Annotated in this window: 12 protein-coding genes; 4 read left to right on the forward strand and 8 right to left on the reverse strand. The window is 69.6% G+C overall.

What is annotated here, in order from left to right:
- Position 1 precedes the first annotated feature (1 nt).
- From ACFWY5_RS10810 to ACFWY5_RS10830, 5 genes are all read right to left on the reverse strand, one after another.
- Positions 2-1,051, reverse strand: coding sequence for a threonine aldolase family protein (locus ACFWY5_RS10810; RefSeq protein ID WP_379631337.1), 1,050 nt, complete (start codon positions 1,049-1,051; stop codon positions 2-4).
- Positions 1,048-1,677, reverse strand: coding sequence for an SDR family NAD(P)-dependent oxidoreductase (locus tag ACFWY5_RS10815; protein ID WP_379611452.1), 630 nt, complete (start codon positions 1,675-1,677; stop codon positions 1,048-1,050). Before ACFWY5_RS10815 ends, ACFWY5_RS10810 begins: the two co-directional genes overlap by 4 nt.
- Positions 1,674-3,734, reverse strand: a complete 2,061-nt coding sequence (locus ACFWY5_RS10820) for a DUF6421 family protein (RefSeq protein WP_379631339.1) — start codon at positions 3,732-3,734, stop codon at positions 1,674-1,676. Before ACFWY5_RS10820 ends, ACFWY5_RS10815 begins: the two co-directional genes overlap by 4 nt.
- 280 nt (positions 3,735-4,014) lie before the next feature.
- Positions 4,015-5,478, reverse strand: a complete 1,464-nt coding sequence (locus tag ACFWY5_RS10825) for an alpha/beta fold hydrolase (protein ID WP_379631341.1) — start codon at positions 5,476-5,478, stop codon at positions 4,015-4,017.
- A gap of 332 nt (positions 5,479-5,810) precedes the next feature.
- Positions 5,811-6,959, reverse strand: coding sequence for a serine hydrolase domain-containing protein (locus ACFWY5_RS10830; RefSeq protein ID WP_379631343.1), 1,149 nt, complete (start codon positions 6,957-6,959; stop codon positions 5,811-5,813).
- A gap of 181 nt (positions 6,960-7,140) precedes the next feature.
- Here ACFWY5_RS10830 and ACFWY5_RS10835 point away from each other — a divergent pair, with 181 nt between their 5' ends.
- From ACFWY5_RS10835 to ACFWY5_RS10845, 3 genes are all read left to right on the forward strand, one after another.
- Positions 7,141-7,815, forward strand: coding sequence for a helix-turn-helix domain-containing protein (locus ACFWY5_RS10835; protein WP_379631345.1), 675 nt, complete (start codon positions 7,141-7,143; stop codon positions 7,813-7,815).
- 190 nt (positions 7,816-8,005) lie between these two features.
- On the forward strand, positions 8,006-9,232 hold the full coding sequence (locus ACFWY5_RS10840; protein WP_379631347.1) for a serine hydrolase domain-containing protein: 1,227 nt from the start codon (positions 8,006-8,008) through the stop codon (positions 9,230-9,232).
- 514 nt (positions 9,233-9,746) lie between these two features.
- Positions 9,747-10,385, forward strand: coding sequence for a hypothetical protein (locus tag ACFWY5_RS10845; RefSeq protein ID WP_379631349.1), 639 nt, complete (start codon positions 9,747-9,749; stop codon positions 10,383-10,385).
- A gap of 395 nt (positions 10,386-10,780) precedes the next feature.
- Here the strand turns inward: ACFWY5_RS10845 and ACFWY5_RS10850 are convergent, their stop codons facing one another.
- Positions 10,781-11,461 carry a winged helix-turn-helix transcriptional regulator gene (locus ACFWY5_RS10850; RefSeq protein ID WP_379631351.1) on the reverse strand — a complete coding sequence of 227 codons (681 nt, stop codon included), beginning with the start codon at positions 11,459-11,461 and terminating at the stop codon, positions 10,781-10,783.
- A gap of 51 nt (positions 11,462-11,512) precedes the next feature.
- On the opposite strand from ACFWY5_RS10850, the gene ACFWY5_RS10855 reads away from it, so the two are divergent.
- Positions 11,513-11,932 (forward strand): DUF1761 domain-containing protein, encoded by a 420-nt coding sequence (locus tag ACFWY5_RS10855; protein WP_379631353.1) that lies wholly within the window; start codon positions 11,513-11,515, stop codon positions 11,930-11,932.
- A 476-nt stretch (positions 11,933-12,408) separates the two neighbouring features.
- Here ACFWY5_RS10855 and ACFWY5_RS10860 read toward each other — a convergent pair whose 3' ends face one another.
- Together ACFWY5_RS10860 and ACFWY5_RS10865 are read right to left on the reverse strand one after the other, a co-directional pair.
- The gene (locus ACFWY5_RS10860) at positions 12,409-13,998 is read right to left on the reverse strand and encodes a serine/threonine-protein kinase (protein ID WP_379631355.1); all 1,590 of its coding nucleotides are present in this window, start codon (positions 13,996-13,998) and stop codon (positions 12,409-12,411) included.
- Positions 13,995-15,443, reverse strand: coding sequence for a hypothetical protein (locus ACFWY5_RS10865; RefSeq protein WP_379631357.1), 1,449 nt, complete (start codon positions 15,441-15,443; stop codon positions 13,995-13,997). The genes ACFWY5_RS10860 and ACFWY5_RS10865 overlap by 4 nt, the downstream gene beginning before the upstream one ends.
- Positions 15,444-15,532: the final 89 nt, after the last annotated feature.

Genomic DNA, 15,532 nt, shown 5'->3' on the forward strand with positions numbered 1-15,532 from the left:
CTCAGGCCGACATCTCCTCGCGTACGGCGGCGGCGAAGGCGTCCGCGTCGGCCTCGGTGGTGTCGAAGGAGCACATCCAGCGCACCTCGCCGATCGCCGGATTCCAGGTGTAGAAGCGGAAGCGCTTCTGCAGCCGCTCCGTCACCTCCGGCGGCAGGATGGCGAAGACCGCGTTGGCCTCCACCGGCCTGGGCACCTCGACGCCCGGGATGTCGCGCACGGCCTCGGCCAGGCGGCGGCCCATGGCGTTGGCCCGCCGCGCGTTGCGCAGCCACAGGTCACCGCCGAGCAGCGCCTCGAACTGGGCCGAGACGAACCGCATCTTCGACGACAGCTGCATGTACGTCTTGCGGATGTAGTCGACTCCGCGGGCGGCGTCGGGGTCGAGCACGACGACGGCCTCGCCGTACAGCAGCCCGATCTTCGTGCCGCCGAAGGAGAGCACGTCCACGCCCGCGTCGGTGGTCAGCGCGCGCAGGGGCACGTCCAGCGCGGCGGCGGCGTTGGTGAGGCGCGAGCCGTCCAGGTGGACCTTCAGGCCGCGCTCGTGGGCGTGCTCGCAGATCGCGGTGATCTCGGCGGGGGTGTAGACGGTGCCGAGCTCGGTGGTGTTGGAGATCGACACGACGCCGGGCTGGGCACGGTGCACGTCGCCGAAGCCCCACGCCTGGGTGTCGATCAGTTCCGGGGTGAGCTTGCCGTCCGGCGTGGGGACGGTGAACAGCTTGATGCCGCCCGCCACCTCCGGCGCGCCGCCCTCGTCGGTGTGGATGTGGGCGGTGTCGGCGCAGATGACCGCCTGCCACGTGTCGAGCATGGCGCGCAGCGAGACCACGTTGGCGGCGGTGCCGTTGAAGACCGGGTAGGTCTGGGCCCGCTCGCCGAAGTGCCGCTGGAAGACGCCCTGGAGGGCCTCGGTGTAGACGTCCTCGCCGTAGGAGATCTGGTGGCCGCCGTTGGCGCGGGCGATGGCCTCCAGGATCTCCGGGTGGACGCCCGCGTAGTTGTCGCTCGCGAACGCCTTCAGCTCTGGGTCGTGCCGGGGATTCACGCGGTGAGGTCCAATCGGGTGCCGTTGATCTGCGCGGCCGGGCGCTCGTAGAGGCCGCCGATGGCCTCGGCGAGGGTACGCACGTCGGTGAAGCCGGTGAACGCGGCCTCCGGCTTGGCGGCCCGCATGGAGTCGTTGACCAGCGCCTTCACCACCAGGATGACGGCGGCCGCGTTGGTGCCCGCGAGCGCGTCGGCCAGCGACCTGGTCCACGCCTCCGAGGCGGCCTTGGCCGCGGCGTAGCAGGCGCCTCCCGCGGTGGGCGACTCGGCGGCCTTGGCGGAGACGATCGCGAACCGGCCGTTGGCGCTCTTGCGCAGCAGCGGCTCGAAGGCCAGCGTGACGTGCTGGAGGGTGCGCACGAGAAGGTCGTGCAGCAGGTTCCAGTCGTCCAGGTCGGTGTCGGCGAACGTCTTCCCGCCGCGCCAGCCGCCCACGAGGTGCACCACCCCGTCGACGCGGCCGTGCTCGATGTCGATGCGCTCGGCCAGCGCCTGTACGGCGGCGCGGTCCAGCAGGTCGACGTCGTCCTTGTCCACGCCGACGACGGTGTGGCCGTTCTTCTCGAAGTACTCGGCGACCGCCTGGCCGGTGGGCCCGGCGGCGCCGGTGATGAGGATGATCATGCGCGGATCCCCTTGGTGCTCTCGACGACGTCTGCGAGCTTACGGCGCAGCGCCTCGTAGAACATGCTCAGGGGGAACTCGTCCGACAGCACCGCGTCCACCTTGGCCTTCTGCTCCTCCGGCAGCGCCTGGATGCCCTTGGCCCAGGTCGACGCGGGGTTCGGCTCCACGTAGGCGCTGACCAGGTCGTACGCGGCCAGCCAGTGCGCGATCTTGGACCGGTCGATGCTGTCGCGGTAGAGCTTCTCCACCTCTCCGCGCAGGTCGGCGACGCCGTCGGCGACCCGCTCCCAGTCGATCGTGAGCCGGTTGTCGGTCCAGCGCACGACGTCGTTGCGGTGCAGGTACGCGAAGAGCAGCTGGCCGCCGAGCCCGTCGTAGTTGCGCACCCGCTCACCGGTGATCGGGAAGCGGAACAGCCGGTCGAACAGGATCGCGTGCTGCACGTAGCGGGCGTGCGGCACACCGTCCTTCTCCAGCTTCACCGCCTCGCCGAACGCGGTCAGGTCGCAGCGCAGCTCCTCCAGCGAGTAGAGCCAGTACGGCATCCGCTGCTTGATCATGAACGGGTCGAACGGCAGGTCACCGTGGCTGTGGGTACGGTCGTGGATCAGGTCCCACATGACGAACGTGTCCTGGGCGAGCTGCTGGGAGGCCAGCAGCCGGGCGGCGTCCGGGGGCAGGGCCAGCTTGAGCGTGGTGGCGGCGGCGCCGGAGACCGCGCGGAACCTGGCCGCCTCGCGGTCGGCGAAGATGCCGCCCCAGGTGAACCGCTGGGGTGCCTGCCGTACCGCGACGGTCTCGGGGAACAGCACGGCCGAGTGGGTGTCGTAGCCGGAGGTGAAGTCCTCGAAGGCGATCGGCACGAACATCGGGTTGTCGTAGCCGCCGGCCTCCAGCCCGGCCAGCCAGTCGGGCCAGATCGTGCGGATCCAGACGGCCTCGACGTTGCGGTTGGGGTTGCCGTTCTGCGTGTACATCGGGAACACCACCAGGTGCTCCAGCCCGTCCACGCGCTGGGTGTCGGGGTGGAAGAGCTCCAGCGACCGGAGGAAGTCGGGGACGCCGAGGTCCTGCTCCGACCACTGGCGCAGGTCGGCCTGAACCGCCTGAAGGTAGGCGGCGTCATGCGGGAAGTGCGCCGCCATCTCGCCCACCTGCCGGGCGATCGAGCCGACCAGTTCCTTGGCCCGATCCTTCTCCTCCGGCACCGAGCCGTCCTTGACCTGCAGCGGTCGCAGCTCCTCGACCGTGGCCTTGAGCTCGGCGAACCCGGCCGCCTTGGCCTCGTCGGTGCCCGTTCCCGCCCGGTCGTCACCTGGTACGCGCGCGGCCCAGGTGACCACGTTGCCCCAGAGCCGGCGGTGGTCGTAGTCCTCGATGGAGTCGTCGCCGAACAGGTCGGAGTCGGCGAAGACGACCACGCGGCCCTTGCCGTACGTGCGCGCCACGGCCAGCGGGGCGCCGGCGGGGGTGGCGGACGGCGAGGACGCGAACAGGACGGTGGCCCCGTCGGCGGCCAGCACGCCCGACCGGTAGAAGCAGGCCTTCCCGACGCCCGCGAGCAGACCGTCAGAGGTGTTCTTCGCGGCCAGGACCCAGGTGGCGACGTCCCGGTGGGCGTTCTTGGGGTCGCGGACCGTGGTGTGCTCGACGGCCACGCCGAAGCGGGCGAGCAGGTCGTTGAGGTTGTTGCCGTACTTGTCCTGCTCCTCCTCGGCCAGCACGACCAGGCCGCCGCCGTCCTGGACGTAGGCGGTGATGGCGTCCAGCTCGGCGGCGGAGAAGACCGGGCTGCCGTGGCCGGTGGTGCGCTCCCAGCGCTCGCCCGACGGGTGCGCGATGACCAGGACGTCCTGGTCCTGGAGCGTTCCCGTGTCGAGGGCGCCGGTGGTGTGGGCGCCGACCGTGTGCCCAAGGTGCCGCAGCTGAGCGGCGGCGCGCGCGTAGCTGTTGTCGTCGGGGTGGCCGGGGTTCATCGCCTCGGCGACGTCGCGCCGGATGGTCCACGACTCGCTGTGGGCCTCGTCGAAGAGCACCTTGGGGAAGGACTTCATGAAATATCTCCTGCCAAAGTCACCTATTGACGGAAAATATACATGATAGATGGGGGTGCAACGCTAGTCCCTTCATGATCTGAGGGTGTGCACCGAAGACGTCGATGCTGGCGGCAGCGGCGGTCCCGCGCCCGCGGCATGCCGATGGTGACGGCATCCGCGAGATCCCCGGACATACGCGCCGGCTACGGCCGGCGGCCGTGAAGACCTTTTGGTCATCATGGCCGCGACGCACGGCCCCTGCTTCGGGGCCGTGCTCATCTGATCATCCCCGCCGGGATCACTCCTCGGGGCAGGTCGTGCCGGGCGGGGGGAGCGTCAAGTCGGTGAGGTACGCGGTCGCGTGCCTGATCGGGCACTTCTTGCCCATCATCCACAGAACGTGGCCGGGTCCCTCGTAGGTGACGGTCACCGAACCCGGGATCATGTCGGTGAGGGTCCGGGTCGTCACCACGTCGCCGGACGTGCTCCCCGCGCCCAAGATCGGCGGGAGGCCGCGCGACGGGAGCGGACGGACCGGGTTGGCCACCTTCAGTGGCCAGCCTGTGCACGCGACGCCTTCGGTCCGGGCGGAGCCGAGATTCGGCAGGGTCCTCTCCGCCGTGCGACGGTAGTTCCGCAGTTCGTCGTAGCCGGCGAAGCCGCGACCGTCGCCGCAGCTCATCGCCAGGACGCCGGGTGTGCTCCAGACGCTGGTGCCGGTGATGACCGCGTCGCCGAATCCGGACCCGTCCCCGCGCCGCGCCAAGTCGACCGACTTGGCGAAGGCCAGCCTGTTCGCGTGGTCCTTGCCCGGCTCGACCGCCGCCGGGGTGAAGGCGAACTGCCGCAGCATCCATCCGGTCATCTCGCCCTTGCCGAACTCGGCGGAGGTGCCGGGGATCGGCTTGCGGTCGGCCGCGCGGACGAGCGCGCGCCAGACCGCTCCGGCGTCCTCGCCGTGCAGCGCGCAGGCGGGGGTGTCCGCGCACCAGGTGACGAACTTCCCGAACGTCTCCTCGAAGGCGGTCGATATCCGGAGCATCTGGTCGTTGAAGCCCGCGGCCTGGTTGATCACCCCGTCGGCGTACAGCGCCCGGATCCGCTGCGGGAACAGGCGAGCGTAGGCGATGGAGGGCACCCCGCCGTAGGAGTGGGCCACGATGCTCAGCCGCTCCTCGCCCAGCACCGACCGGATCGCCTCCATGTCCCTGGCCATCGACATGGAGTCCACATGGGCGAACAGGCCGGTGGTGTCCGCCTTCTGGCAGGCGAGGAACGCCTTGGTCATCGCGGCGGTCTGGGCGGCGTATGCCTTGCGGCTGCGAGGGTCCTCCAGTTTGGTGCCGGGCTTCCAGCAGACTTTGGGCATGGTTTTGAACCACAGGCTGGTGCGCGTCTGGAAGAAGACGAGGTCGAAGCGGCGGCCCAGTTCCTTGAGATGGGAAGCGGCGATCTTCACCTCGGGGATGCCGCTGCTCCCGGGTCCGCCGGTGACTTCCAGGACGCTGCCGATCCGGCGGGCGGGCTCGGTGGCGGGCAGCCGGGCCAGGTCCAGCCGGATCTTCCTGCCGCCGGGCTCGGCCCAGTTCACCGGCACCTCGATCGAGGCGCACTCCGTGGGCGCGGGAAGTGTCTTGTCTGAGCACTCGCCCCAGGTCAGCCGCCCGGCCTCGGCCGCCGCCGAGACCGGCGCCGCCGGTGCGAGCGCTGCCACGGCCGCCGTGGCGGCGAGGATGGCGAAAGTCTTCTTCAGGATTCTCATCTCGGCGTCACGGATCTCGTCGCCCCATGGGGATGTCCAGGGGATGCTTTTGTGATCATGACTTCATCCTCCGCCGGTGGGGGCCGGTTCTCGTCGTCCGCGCGGAGGATTGCCGGCTGGGAGCCCGCTCCCAGCCGCATGGTCCACCGTGGTAGGACACGTCGGTGCGTCCGCTTGTCCCCCCGTCGCCGGACCCTGATTCACCGGGCTCTGATCCCGCCGTTGCCGGCCGTCGGCGAAGCCGGCCCCACCAGCCGCCATCCGCCGTGCTCTCGCAGGTCGGACTCGCCATAGGAGTGTCCACGCCCGGCCTTCCCAGGGCCTGAGGCGCTCTACTGGGCCGGCTTGGCCTCCTCGGCCGTACCGTCGCCGAACACCTCCTTGAGGAGGTTGTCGCGCGCCGTCGGGAAGGCCCCTGCCAGATCGGGTACGGCGTCGCCGTAGGTGATCGAGGCGGCGAGGGTCTTCTGGCCGTCGGGCGTGCCGTACAGGACCGACACGTAACCCCCGGCGGTGCTGCCGTTGTGATGGAGGACGGTACCGCAGTCCGGGCCCAGGTCCTGCACGTATATCCCGAGGCCGTAGCTGCCGAAGGGGCCGGCGCTCTTCGGGTCCGTCCTGCGCATCTCGGTCAGCAGTTCGGCGGGCAGGAGCTTGCCACGGTTCAGCGCGGAGAAGAACGTGGCCAGATCCTCGGTGGTCGAGATCATGTCACCGGCGGCGGCCGTCATGGAGGGGTTCTGACGGGTGACGTCGATCACCTTCCCCTTCCCCGCGGCGTCCTGGTAGCTGAAGTAGCCGTGGGAGTACGGCCGGGGAAGCTCGGGCGAGGCGCCCGGCAGTACCGTGCCGCGCAGCTGGAGCGGACCCAGGATCCGCAGCTTCATCTCCTCGGCGAGCGAGTGGCCGGTGACCTCCTCGATCAGCAACTGGGCCAGCGTGTAGCCGGTGTTGGAGTAGCTCCACTTCTCGCCCGGCTCGAACCTCGGCCCCTTGGACAGTCCGAACCGCACCAGTTCCTCCGGCCGATAGGTCTTGAACCGGGCGTCCGCCCACTCCGCGCCCCCGGCGGGGATCCCCGGCTCGACCGACCCGTCGACACGAAACTCGCCGGTGTAGTTGGACAGACCGCTGGTGTGCTGCAGCAGCATCCGCGCCGTGATCCCCCGGTCCAGCTCGAACGCGGGCAGGTGGTCGGCCACCGGGCCGTCCAGCTCGATCTTGCCCCTGGCCACCAGCTGCAGCACCAGGGTCGCGACGAACGGCTTGGTGCTGCTGCCGATCCGGAACCGTCCGTCCGCCGGCGGCTTGACGTTCACACCGAGCTTGCGCCGCCCGGCGCTGCCGACCCACTCGCCCCGCTCGTCGTTCACGCGCGCCTGGACGCCGAGGAATCCGGCGTCGACGATCGCCTCGATGGCCTTCTGCAGTTCCGGGCGCCCGCCTCCGGTGTTCTCGGCGGTGGGGAGGGATTCACTCATGACCGTTCCTCATTTCACGATAGTACGCGTCTTGTGCTGCTCGAAAGCTACGTTGCATTCGCAATTCCGTCAATCTCGGAGAATGCGTAAGCGCAGGTAAACGGCCAAAAATTGAAGCAATGACGCTGAACCCGAATGCAAGGCTGTTGCATTGACTGACGGCGAAGACAACACTGGAGGTATGCCAGGAGGACGACTGACCCAGCAGGACCGCGAGCGCATCGCGTCCGGACTCGCCGACAAGCTCTCCTACGGTGAGATCGCCAGGCGGCTCGACCGGGCGACCTCGACGGTCACCCGGGAGATCGCACGCAACGGCGGCCCCACCGGCTACCGGCCCCAGCAGGCACAGCAGGCGACGATCCAGCGAGCCCGGCGCAGCACACCGGCACCCCCACGCGTGGACACGCCGCCCGACGGCCTGATGGAAGAGGAACTCCTGGAGAGGGCGGTCAGAGCGGGGATGCCGCGGATCACCGCGCGCGTGCACCACGACCTGATCCTTTCCGAGAACGGCAGGCGCACCGCGGCCGAACTGGCCCGCAGGCTGAAGGTCAGCCCGGCCTCCATCTCCGTGGCCGTGAACTTCCTGCTCCAGCAGGGATTCATCCGGCGCGAGCGCGATCCGCGGCGGCGGCGCGACATCTATGTGATCGACGACGACGCCTGGTACCACGCGATCATGATCAGCGAGCGGCAGACGCTCGAGGCGGCGCGGGCCACGATGGCGGCGGCCGAGAGGTACGGGCTCGACAGCCCCGTGGGGCAACGACTGGCCAAGGCAGCGAACTACCTGGAACGCGTCAGCCTGGACATCATGGAACTGGCCGGCCGCTGGCGCATCCTCCTGAAGTGACCGCGATGTCCACGCCAGCGGCTCCTCACGGGATCAGCCGCTGAGCGGCGGCGTGTCAGCGGCCGTGTCAGTACGGCGACAGCCCCGCGTCAATACAGTCGGCCATCGTCTCCTCCATGAACAGCGCGGCGATCGCGGCCTCCGGGCCCGGCCCCGGGCGAACCGAACACTGAACACCAGGAGAACGACGATGGAACACGGTAAGAGCGGCTTCACCGAGGCGGGCCTGCGGCGAGTGCGCGGGGTGCTGGAGCGGCACGTCGAGTCCGGGAAGATCCCCGGGCTGGTCGCCCTGGTCAGCCGTGGCGAAGAGACGCACGTCGAGACGATCGGGACGATGCGTCACGACGGCGGCGCGCCGATGCGCCGGGACACGATCTTCCGGATGGCCTCCACCTCCAAGCCGGTCACGATCGCCGCGGCGATGGTCCTGCTGGACGAGTGCGGGCTGCGGCTCGACGACCTGGTCCAGGAGTGGCTGCCGGAGCTGGCCGACCGGCAGGTGCTCAAGAGCATCGACAGCCAGCTCGACGACACCGTGCCGGCCCGGCGGCCGATCACCGTCCGCGACGTGCTCACCTCCACCTTCGGGCTCGGCATGGACATGACGGTCCTGGGCACCCCGATCATGGGCGCGATCTTCGAGCGGGGGCTCACGCCCAACCTGCCGACGCCGGTGCCCGAGCAGGACGAGTGGATGCGCCGCCTGGGCGAACTTCCGCTGATGCACCAGCCCGGCGCGCGCTGGCAGTACCAGATCAGCAGCGACCTCGTCGGCGTCCTCGTCTCCCGGGTCACCGGCCGGTCGTTCGAGGACTTCCTGCGCGAGCGTGTCTTCGAGCCGCTGGGCATGAAGGACACCGGCTTCCACGTGCCCGCCGACCAGATCGACCGGCTGCCGACCCTGTACGCCCCCGACCCGCAGACCGGCGAGTTCCAGGTGTGGGACGAGGCCGAGGGCGGACGCTGGAGCCAGCCGCCGGCGTTCCAGGGCGGCGGTGGCGGCCTGGTCTCCACCGCCGACGACTTCCACGCCTACTTCCGCATGCTGCTCAACGGCGGCACCCACGACGGCCGGCGCATCCTGTCGCGGCCGGCCGTACAACTGATGACCACCAACAGCCTCGCCCCCGAGCAGCAGGCGGCCAGGCACGCCATGGCCACGGAGAACGTCCACATCTCCTTCGGCCAGGGCCAGCAGGGCGGCTGGGGTTACGGCATGGCGGTCCGCACCCACCGCAGCGACTACGCCCCCATCGGCCAGTTCGGCTGGGACGGCGGCAGCGGCACCTCCACCTACGCCGACCCGGAGACCGGCATCACCGGCATCCTGCTCACCCAGGTCGGCTACACCGTCCCGGCCCCGGCGCGGCTGATGAACGACTTCTGGACCACCCTCTACCAGGCCATCCCCTGAATGGCATGGTCCTCGCGCTTCGCGCTCGGGCTCCCCTCACGGGGGAGCCCAGCTCCCCCGAACCCCCTCGCCGGTGGCCTTCCGGCCCCCGGTCCCCCGAGTCTTGGCCGGGTTCCGTGGCTCACAAGCATGGAGCTCGCTCCGCTCGCGCGCCCTTCCTGCCTAACCCACCCGCTGCCCCGATCGATGGCCGGCCAGTTGGATCCCACCCGACCAGGAGCCTCCTCACCCCAGCCAGTGGTTGCCCGACCGGAATGCGCTCAACCAGATCGGACCCCTCGCTGAAGCCTGACCGGCGGCAATGCATCCACGGACGCGCGAGGCGTCGCCAGACCCGCGTAGTGCCGGATATTTCCGGCCCGCGGGTCCGGCGAGTCGCGCCTTCGTCGGTCTCTTCTGTCCTCTGACAACGAAGCTTGAGCGGTCAGGGCGTCGCCGCCTCCCACCCATACGTACGCTGCCGTACCAGGGCCGGGTCGCGGGCAGTCTTGACGGACACTAACGTCTGTTTGTTATGAAACGAGTGTTACTGGTGGTAGCGGTGCTCATGCTCCTGGGAAGCGCCTGTACGGCCGCCACCAAGGAGGCTTCGTCCAGCAGCTCGCCAGCCGCTCCGAAGCCCACCACGAAGTTCACCACCGTCGCCGACGGGTGTGAACTCCTCGATCGGGAGACCATCGCCAAGTACGCCCCCGCGGCGTCCTGCTCGCTCAAGCTCCAGGACGACTCCCAGACCCAGAACGGCGATGGCGAGCCCATCCTTGAGAGGTGGCCGCGCTATGAGCCCGCGAGCCTCGCCGGCCGGGGCGGGTTCCGCGCCGTCGTCGAGGTCGGCCTGAAGCTCAACCAGGACACCTACGCCGAGAACCAGGCATCGGCGGCCCGGGGAACCTCCGGTGCGGGCTCCAGCCAACGCCCCGTCGCCGGGGTCGGCGACCGGGCGGAGCTCTACTACAGGGCAGGAGCCGAGGCGGAAAACAACCTCAGCATGACCCAGGGAGTGCTCGTGTCCAGTTGGGGCAACGCCTCCCTGCTGGTCTACTACTGGCACTACCAGGCCGCCACCACCGATAACGGCGCCGGCCTCAGCGAGCAGAAGATGGCGAAGGCCCTCATCGCCATCAGCCGGGACGTCTACGACGACCTGAGCTAGAGCTTGTGCGCTTAGGCCAAGTCGGCCGGGAGGAAGCGCGGGGTTCGTCGGCCGCAGCCTGATCAGACTTTATGCCCACAACCCGACGATGCTCTGACCGCTCAAACGTTGTTGTCACCATTCACGGCTCTCTGTCACAGGGCATTCGGCTTCACCTGGTGATCAACTCGCGGTGATCTGAAGGCGAGCCTGGTACCGCTCTGATCTTCCGGTGGCCATCTGGGGCCGTGCGGCATGTGGCGAGCACCTAGTTTCCTCGCGGTCTCTGGGGGTCCGTCAGGCCCGTCGGATGTGTTGACTCGGTACTACCGGGCGGAGCGTGCGGTAGGCGCCGATGAGTCGTGGTGGACGGGGACATCGGGCTCCATGTCCGGGCGCGGGAATCGTGAGGGCCGTCAACCGGCCATCGGTGGGGGTGTCACCGTGGTCTCCCGCCCTGGAAGGAAGGCCCTGTCAAGGACCTGCCGGTCGCCTCGGACAGCCCCCAGGGAGAGAGCCTGGTCGATCGTGAGCGCACCGGCCGCGAGCCCGATGACGACCTCAGGCTCGGCGGTGAAGACCGTGTCCGGTTGCCGATCGGGCCGGATGATCGCGCTGGGTCCGTGCTCGTCGATGCGCAGGACCATGAGGAATCCGTCCGTCTCGATGCCGAGCTCCACCGGAGGAGTCGCGGTGATTCCCCGGAGCAGGCCGGGGAGAGCGAGCGTCAGCCAGCGCGGCTGGAACGAATCGCCGTCACGCCCTGTCGTCACCAGCGGCGCGCCCCATCGGCCGAGCGCCTCCATCGGCTCGCGGAGCCCTGCGCCCCAGGGCGTGAGCGCATAGACGACACCCGCCTGCTCCAGGCGGCGCTCGACGATGCCATTCGACTCCAGAGCCCGCAGCCGCTCCGCAAGGAGGTTGGTAGCGATCCCCGCGAGCGAGGTTTTCAGCTGGGTGTAGCGCATCGGGCCGGGGAGCAGTTCGCGGACGATCAGGAGGGTCCAGCGCTCGCCCACGATGTCCAGGGCACGCGCGAGGGCGCAGAACTGCCCGTAGGAACGGGGCCTCTTCGAGGTTTGCTTGACGTTGTCCATCGTGGTTGATTATATCAACTGACCTGAGGGGCGTCGAGCAGAGGGATCCGCATGGAGATGGGTATCAGCTGGCCCGCCGTTGTGGCCGCGATCGTGGTCGGGATGGCGATCGCCTGGGTGTGGTACAGCGACTGGGGGCTCTTCGGCGCCATCTGGCGGAGGCTGACCGGGATATCCGAGGAGGACTCGAAGCGGGCCGGCAAGCGCCCGTTCGCCGTCCTCGTGGCGTCGATCATCGTCACGGCGCTGGTGCTCGCAGCCGCGTGCTCCATCGTGTCGGGCTTTGTAGGCAGCGACGCGCTCTGGCTTGATGTGGCCGTCGGATTCGCGACCTGGCTCGGGTTCTCGCTGACCACCCTGACACAGCACAACGCCTTTGAGCAGAAGCCGGCACAGCTCACCGTGATCAACAGCGCGTATCAGCTGACGTTGTTCTTGGGGATGGCTCTCGCGATCGGGTTGCTGCAGTAGTAGTGGCGAATGCCGGTGAGTCAGCCGACGGCCGGGAACTCTCGTTGGATGAAGCCGGCCATCGAGTTGTCCGCGCTCCCGCGCCGTGGGGATCGGTTCCCGTCACAGGTCAAGGTCGTTCGCCGGCTTCGCCTGCGGGCGCTCCACCTTGACCTGCTCCTGCGATCGACGAGTCCTGGGACGCTGGTCAGCCCGCGACATCCCCTGGCTCCAGGAGGCGTTGCAGGACCGTTTCGGAGGCTTTCTACAGGGCTCTAGCTGGTCGGGTGGGATCCAACTGGCCGGCCATCGATCGGGGCAGCGGGTGGGTTAGGCAGGAAGGGCGCGCGAGCGGAGCGAGCTCCATGCTTGTGAGCCACGGAACCCGGCCAAGACTCGGGGGACCGGGGGCCGGAAGGCCACCGGCGAGGGGGTTCGGGGGAGCTGGGCTCCCCCGTGAGGGGAGCCCGAGCGCGAAGCGCGAGGACCGTGCCAGGTCAGTTCACGCGGACGCTCTGCCGTACCCGGACCTGGGTGGCGTCGTCGCAGGTGGCGCGGGCGCAGAAGTACAGGAGCAGCATCGGTTTCGCCGGGCGGTCGACGACGTAGCCGACGAAGCCCAGTCTCGATCCGCCCCTCGGGTCCTGCAACGTGCCCTGGAAGCTGCGGGCCTGGCTGCTGCCCGCCTGGTCCTCGACCGGGTTGCGCGGGATGGTCACCTGGCCGGGCAGCAAGCCTTCCAGCGTCGATTTCATCTGGTCGGCCGTCGCGGTGCCGTCCAGGGTGTCGGAGAGCTGGACGTACACCCCGGACGCCGATTCCGGGTCCTCGGAGATGATCGGGGCCACTCTTGACCAGTCCGCGCTGGCCCCCGACACGAACAGCGACTCGAACTCGGCCGCCCTCGGCGACACCACCGCGAACAGGTCCCCGTGCGTGATGGCGGTCCAGCCCGACGGGTGGTCGAACGTCAGCGGGGCCGCGGCCGTCTGCCGGTAGCCGGTCCACGCGTCGGAGCGCTGGTTCATGAGCAACAGCACCACCAGGACGAGCGCCGCCACCGCCGCCGTCAGGGCGGCCAGCACGATGGGCAGCTTGCCGCCCCGCCGTACCGGCATCGAGTCCGCGCCACCGCCCGAGAGCGCGCCGCCACCCGAGGCAGCGCCGCCGCCCGAGAGCGCGCCGCCGCCCAAGGGCGCGCGGCCCGCGGCGCGGAAGGCGGAGGGTTGCGCGCGCGGCGCCGTCTCCGAGACGTGGCCGCTGATCGCGTCGCGCAGCGCGGCCACGAACGCGGTGCAGCTCGGGTAGCGCTGTTCCGGCGCCTTGGCCAGGGCCCGCATCATCACCCCGTCCACCTCGAGCGGCAGATCGGGCCGTACCTGCGACAACGGCGCCGGCTGCTCGGCCAGGTGCGCCCACAGCAGCGCGATGTCGTTGTCACGCTGGAACGGCAGCCGCCCCGCCAACGCCTCGTAGGCCACGCAGGCGAGGGCGTACTGGTCGCACCGCCCGTCCACCGTCTCCTTGTTGATCTGCTCGGGGGACATGTAGCGCGGCGTGCCGATGAACTGGTCGGTCTGCGTCAGCCCGGAGATCGAGGTGCGGTGCTTGGTGATGCCGAAGTCGGTCAGGTACACGTGGTCGGCGGCCAGCAGGATGTTGGCGGGTTTGACGTCGCGGTGGATCAGGTCGTGGGCGTGGGCGGCGTCGAGGGCGGCCGCCACCTGGGCGAGGACCGTGTTGACCTGGGCGACGGGCAGCGGGCCGCGGTCGTAGATGAGGCGGCGCAGGTCGGAGCCGTCGACGTAGCGCATGGCGATGTAGAGGACGCCGGAGGGGTCGGCGTTGGCCTCGTAGATGGGGATGATGTTGGGGTGTTCGATGCTGGCGACGGTGCGCGATTCCAGGATGAAGCGCTGGCGGAAGCGGTCGTCGACGCTGAGGATCGGGTTGAGGATCTTCAGGGCCACGCGCCGGCTCAGGCGCGGGTCGAGTGCCAGGTAGACGACGGCCATGCCGCCTTTGCCGACGATGTTCTCGATGAGGTACCCGGCGACCTCCTGCCCGATCAACGATCTGTCGTTCACGTCGGCAGCCCGCAGTAGCCGCAGAAGCGGTGTCCGTGTCCGAGCCTCATGCCGCAGCCGGTGCAGTAGCGCTGCTCCGAGGCGATGAGCACGGGGTTGGGCGCCGCCTGGAGCGCCTGGTCGCGGCGGACCACGACGGTCTCGGTGGAGCCTTCGTCGAGGCGGGGCCGTACCGCGGCGAGGCCGTCCGGTGGACGGGGCACGGGGGCGGGCCCGCGGCCGCGGCGCCACAGGAGGTACGCGCCCACCAGGGCCGCCACGAACAGCACCCCGGCGGCGGCGATGAACGGCCACAGCGGGACGGAACTCCCCTGCCGGATGGGCGCCTGCTTGGTGCCGGCGTCCTCGGAGGTGCCGCGCTTGGCCAGCGAGGTCTTCAGGTGCGCTCCGGCGACGATGTGGCCGGGGTAGAGCTCTATCACGCGCTGGAAGCCGGGCGCGGCCTCGGTGTAGTACTTGGTGTGGAAGCGGGTGAGCGCGGCCTCGAAGGCGGAGTCGACCGCGCCGCGCCTGGGCGTGACGCCGGCCGCGGCCAGGGCGGTGGTGATCTCCCTGACGCCGATCATCCTGGCGTCCTTGCCGCCGCCGACGAGCATGCCGATGACGTGGCCGTCCTTGTCGCCGATGACGGGGGCGCCGATCATGCCGCGGTCGGCGAGGCCGCCGAGTTTGACCGGTTCGTCGACCTTCTTCTCCGGGTCGGAGAAGGGGCGCCCGCCCTGTCCGGAGCCGCCCTGGCCGAGGTGGGCTATCTCGACGGTGTGCTGGACCTTGGCGGCGGGGCGGCCGAGGAATCCGGCGACGTTGGTCGGCGAGCCCGGCTTGTCGGGCACCTTGTCGGCCAGGGGCGCGGTGGGCATGCCGACGCTGCCGTCGGCGCGGCCGGTGGGGACGAGCACGGCGGGGGTGTCGGGGCCGGCGCCCGCCTTCACGACCTCGGCGGTGAAGCCTTTGGCGTCGGGCGGCGAGATGTTCGGAAATATCGTGATGCTGGTGGTGGCGTTGATGATGCAGGTCGCGGTGGGGCGTTTGGGCGGGTAGCAGTCGCGCAGGTGCCGGTCGAGTTGCGGGTCGTCGAGCTTGTGCCGCTTGAAGTCGGCCGGGACCTTCACCTTGTGGTGCTCGGAGAAGACCTTGTTCGCGGCATAGATACGCACGTCGTCGGGGCTCTGCACGATCCTGGTGAGCGTCACGATGGCGCCCTCGGGATTGACCACGATGCCGGTGCCCTTGCCGATCGGCAGATCGTAGGCACGTTCCACATGGACGAGGTCGCCGATGTGGTCCAGCAGCGTGATCTCCACGTGCGCCGTCGCCTCGATCCTGACCACCGCGGGCGTCACCAGATCGGTGATGCCGCTCGGGTGTTCGTGGGCCAGCGCGGGCAGGCCGAGCACGACCACGGTCATCGCCGTGGCGCCCACCAGAGCCGTGAGACGCGACATTTCCGCTCCCCTACGAAATGGATAGGAACAGCGTCCCAACCACCCGGCATAAGTCAAGGTCCCGGCACATAGACAAGCGCTTGCTAGGC

The organism is Nonomuraea sp. NPDC059007, assembly GCF_042740555.1.
Classification (GTDB): domain Bacteria; phylum Actinomycetota; class Actinomycetes; order Streptosporangiales; family Streptosporangiaceae; genus Nonomuraea.